Annotated in this window: 3 protein-coding genes; 2 read left to right on the top strand and 1 reads right to left on the bottom strand. The window is 76.3% G+C overall.

Annotated features, from left to right (window positions below):
• A partial coding sequence (locus tag C5507_RS21805; RefSeq protein ID WP_211295542.1) for a PucR family transcriptional regulator ligand-binding domain-containing protein occupies positions 1 to 610 on the bottom strand: 610 nt, incomplete at its 3' end.
• Between the two features lie 139 nt (positions 611 to 749).
• Here C5507_RS21805 and gabT point away from each other — a divergent pair.
• A complete protein-coding gene (gene gabT / locus C5507_RS21800) occupies positions 750 to 2,105 on the top strand; it encodes a 4-aminobutyrate--2-oxoglutarate transaminase (protein ID WP_104530576.1) in 1,356 nt (451 codons plus the stop codon).
• Positions 2,102 to 4,853: NAD-glutamate dehydrogenase domain-containing protein (locus C5507_RS21795; RefSeq protein ID WP_104530575.1), on the top strand; the 2,752-nt coding region annotated here is incomplete at its 3' end. The genes gabT and C5507_RS21795, both read left to right, overlap by 4 nt.

Raw genomic sequence — 4,853 nt, 5'->3', positions numbered from 1 at the left:
CGGGAGGGCGCGCCGTGCGCAGCCGGTCGGCCGCCGGGCGGAGCGCACCGGCGCGCCCGCGGGCCGACCGCGGCGCTGCCTCGACCGCGGTTCCGGCGGCGTCGAGCAGCAGCGCCCAGCCGCCCAGGTGCCGCGCCAGCCGGTCGACGATGGTGCCCGGGGCGCCGGGGGCCACGGCGGCGCGGGTCAGCTCCCGCTGCACCGTCGAGGTGCGGGTCACCGCCGCGTACTCCTCGGCGGCCAGCGCGCTGGAGACCGTCCGGGACAGGGCGATGAAGGGTGTCTGCCGGGGCACCTCGAGGACCGCCAGCCCGTGCTCGTCGGCGGACGCGACCAGCCCGGCCGGCACCTCCGCGTGGCTGAGGCCCGTGCCGAGGCCGAGCCCCACCACGCCGGCCTCGGCCAGCCGGCGGACGTACGCCGCGGTCCCTTCCGGCGCGAGGGCGAGGCCGGTGGTCAGCAGCAGCTCGCCGCCCTCGAGGAACGGCGTCGGGTCGGCCAGCTCGCTGACGTGGACCCAGGAGATCGCCCGGTCGACCGGCGCGCGGGGCGTGTGCAGCGTCAGCCCCAGGGACCCGGTGCCCAGCAGCGTCGCCACGGAGACGGGCACGGGCGGTCCTCTCGACGATCTGGACACCCGGGATCGCCCGGAGTGCCGATTCGGACGGTACCGGGGGAGACTTGCGCCACCCACCCTGGGCATCGGCAACCTCCCCCGTCGGGGGAGGCCGCACCACGAGGAGACAGCGATGACCGACCTGCTCACCGGCCCCGACACCGTCGCCCAGGAGCGGCGGCTGGTCACCGAGGTCCCCGGCCCCCGATCCCGCGAGCTGGCCGCCCGTCGTGCCGCCGCGGTCACCTCCGCCGTGGGCAGCGTCCTGCCGGTCTACGTCGAGCGGGCCGGTGGCGGCGTGATCGTCGACGTCGACGGCAACTCCTTCATCGACATGGGCTCCGGCATCGCGGTCACCAGCGTCGGCCACGCCGCGCCCGAGGTCGTGGCGGCCATCCAGGCCCAGGCCGCCTCGTTCCTCCACACCTGCTTCATGGTCGGCCCGTACGAGGGCTACGTCGCCGTGGCCGAGGAGCTCGACCGGCTCACCCCCGGCGACCACGAGAAGCGCTCGGCGCTGTTCAACTCCGGCGCCGAGGCCGTCGAGAACGCCGTCAAGGTGGCCCGTGTGGCCACCGGCCGCTCCGCCGTCGTCGTCTTCGACCACGCCTACCACGGCCGCACCAACCTGACGATGGCGCTGACGGCGAAGAACATGCCCTACAAGCACGGGTTCGGGCCCTTCGCCGGCGAGATCTACCGGGTGCCGATGTCCTACCCGTACCGCGACGAGCCCGGCATGACCGGCGAGCAGGCCGCCGCGCGCGCGTTCGCCCTCATCGAGACGCAGATCGGCGCGGAGAACGTCGCCGCCGTCCTCATCGAGCCGATCCAGGGCGAGGGCGGCTTCGTCGTGCCCGCTCCGGGCTTCCTGCCGGCCCTCGCCGACTGGTGCACGCGCTCGGGTGCGGTCTTCATCGCCGACGAGGTGCAGACCGGTTTCTGCCGCACCGGCTCCTGGTTCGCCTCCGACCACGAGCAGGTCGTCCCCGACCTGATCACCACCGCCAAGGGCATCGCCGCCGGCATGCCGCTGGCCGCGCTCACCGGCCGCGCGGAGCTCCTGGACGCCGTGCACACCGGCGGGCTCGGGGGCACCTACGGCGGCAACCCGGTGGCCTGCGCCGCCGCGCTGGCCAACATCCGCCTCATGGAGGCGCAGGACCTCAACGGTGCGGCCCGCGCCATCGAGGCGACCATGCTGCCGCGGCTGCGCGCCCTGCAGGAGCGCACCGGGGCGATCGGCGACGTCCGCGGGCGGGGCGCCATGCTCGCCCTCGAGGTGGTCAAGCCCGGGACGAACGAGCCGGACGCCGCGCTGATGTACGCCGTCTCGAAGGCCTGCCACGCCGAGGGCGTCCTCGTCCTGACCGCCGGGACGTACGGCAACGTGCTGCGCTTCCTGCCCCCGCTGGTGATCGGGCAGGACCTGCTCGCCGAGGCGCTCGACGTCCTCGACGCCGCCTTCGACGCCCACGTCGGGAAGTGAGCGCGCCGGCGGCCGGTGCTGTCCGCCGGCTGACGCTCCGCCCCCAGGGGCCGGCCCGCGACGGCCGGGTGGCCGGCCTGGTCACCTGGCCGGCCGACCGGCCGCTGCTGGCCGACGTCGTGCCGGTCTTCGACCGGCTCGGCGTCCGGGTGGCCGACGCCGTCGCCGTCCCCGGGGACGACGACGCGCCGGCCACCCACCTGGAGCTGCTCCTCCCGCCCGGGACGGCGGCGGCCACCGCGCTGCCCCGCCTGGAGCAGGCCCTGGCCGCGGCCTGGGCGGGGGAGACCGAGCTCGACGGGCTCTCCCGGCTCACCGTCGGCGTGGGCCTGCCGGTCCGCGACGTCGCCGTCCTGCGCGCCGCGTGCCGCTACCTGGCCCAGGTGGGGCTCGGGCTGTCCCGCGGCTACGTCGAGGAGACCGTCCTCGCCGCACCCGAGTTCGCCCGTGCCCTGCTGGCGCACTTCGCCGCGCGGCACGATCCGGACGCCGCCGACCCGGCGGTGGCGGCGTCGGCGGCCGACCACCTCGCCGAGCTGCTCACCCGGACCACGAGCCTCGACCAGGACCGCATCCTGCGGGGCCTGCGCGACGTGCTCTCCGCCGTGGTGCGCACCAACCGCTACCAGGTGGACGCGACCGGGGCGCCACGACCGGCCCTGGCCCTGAAGATCGCCTCGGCCGACCTGGACCTGCTGCCCGCGCCCCGGCCGGCGGTCGAGACGTTCGTCTGCTCGCCGCTGATGGAGGGCCTGCACCTGCGCGGGGCCCGCGTCGCCCGGGGTGGGCTGCGCTGGTCCGAGCGTCCCGAGGACTTCCGCACCGAGGTGCTGGGCCTGGTGAAGGCGCAGATGGTGAAGAACGCGGTCATCGTGCCGGCCGGGGCCAAGGGCGCCTTCGTGGTCCGCGGCGACCTGCGCGGGCTCGACCGTGCGGCGGTCCAGCAGCGGGTGGCCGAGGCCTACCGGACCTTCGTGGGCGCGCTGCTGGACGTGACCGACGACCGCGCGGGTGCCGACGTCGTCCACCCGGCGCGCACCGTGGTCCACGACGGCCCCGACCCCTACCTCGTGGTCGCGGCGGACAAGGGGACGGCGACGTTCTCCGACCTGGCCAACGAGGTGGCCGAGCGGCGTGGCTACTGGCTGGGCGACGCGTTCGCCTCCGGTGGTTCCAGCGGCTACGACCACAAGGCCATGGGCATCACCGCCCGCGGCGCGTGGGTGTCGGTGCGCCGGCACTTCCGCGAGCTGGGGGTCGACCCCGACGGACCGCTGACGGCCGTGGGCGTCGGCGACATGTCCGGCGACGTCTTCGGCAACGGCATGCTGCTTTCCGACGAGCTGCGGCTGGTCGCCGCCTTCGACCACCGGCACGTGTTCCTCGACCCCGATCCCGACCCGGTGCGGTCGGCCGCCGAACGGCGGCGGCTGTTCGGCCTGCCGGGCTCGTCGTGGGACGACTACGACCGCGCGGCCCTGTCGCCGGGTGGTGGCGTGCACCGGCGGGACGCCAAGACGGTGCCGCTCCCGCCGCAGGTCCGGGCCCGTCTCGGCGTGGACGCCGAGGAGCTGTCGCCGGCCGAGCTGGTGCGGGCGGTGCTGCGGGCGCCGGTCGACCTGCTGTGGAACGGCGGGATCGGCACCTACGTCCGTGCCGAGGGGGAGACCGACGCGCAGGTCGGCGACCGCGCCAACGACGCCGTCCGCATCACGGCGGGGGAGCTGCGCTGCCGCGTCATCGGCGAGGGCGGGAACCTCGGGCTGACCCAGCGGGCGCGCATCGCGGCCGCCCGGGCCGGCGTCGCGCTCAACACCGACTTCATCGACAACTCCGCGGGCGTGGACACCTCCGACCGGGAGGTCAACCTCAAGATCCTGCTGTCCGGCGTGCCCCGCGCCGAGCGGGACGCCGTGCTCCGCGCGGTCGAGGGTGAGGTGGCCGAGGCGGTGCTGGCCGACAACGCGCTCCAGGCCCGGGCGCTGTCGGTGTGCGCAGCCCAGGCCCCGTTCCTGCTGGACCGGCACGCGCAGCTGATCGGTGACCTGGAACGGCACGGCCTCGACCGCGACCTCGAAGGCCTGCCGTCGGAGGCGGAGGTCGAGCGGTTGCGGGCGGCCGGCGCCGGGCTGACCCGGCCGGAGGCCGCGGTGCTCCTGGCGCACTCGAAGAACCTGGTCCGGGAGGAGCTGCTCGCCGGGGACCTGCCCGACGACCCGTCGGTGGCCGGTGTGCTGGCGGCCTACTTCCCGCAGGCGGTGCGCGAGCGGTGGCCCGACCGGGTGGCCGTCCACCCGCTGGCCCGCGAGATCACCGCCACCCAGCTGGCCAACGACCTGGTCAACCGGGTGGGCCCGGGGTTCCTGGTGCGCCTGGAGGAGCGCCACGGCGTCCCCACCCAGGTGGCCGCGCACGCGTACACCGTCGCCACCCAGGTCCTCGACCTCGACCCGGTCTGGGCCCTGGTCGGTGGTCTCGCCGGCAACGAGGTGCCGCTGGCCGTGGAGCGTCTGGCGCTGCCCGAGCTGCAGACCGCGACCGAGCGGGTGGCCGACCGCCTGCTCCGCTCGCACCCCGGCTCCGCGGCGCTGACCGCCGCGGCGGCCGGGCTGGCGGCCGTCGGCGCCGAGCTGGACCCGGGCACGTGGCTGGCCCGGCCGGGCGCCGCCGGCGACCGCGCCCGCGCGCTGCGGGACGAGCTGGCCGACGCCGGCGCCGCCCCGGTGCTCGCCGCCCGGGTGGCAGTGC

This window comes from Blastococcus saxobsidens, from assembly GCF_002938435.1.
GTDB lineage: Bacteria > Actinomycetota > Actinomycetes > Mycobacteriales > Geodermatophilaceae > Blastococcus > Blastococcus saxobsidens.
This window is presented reverse-complemented; position numbering and strand designations above follow the sequence as displayed.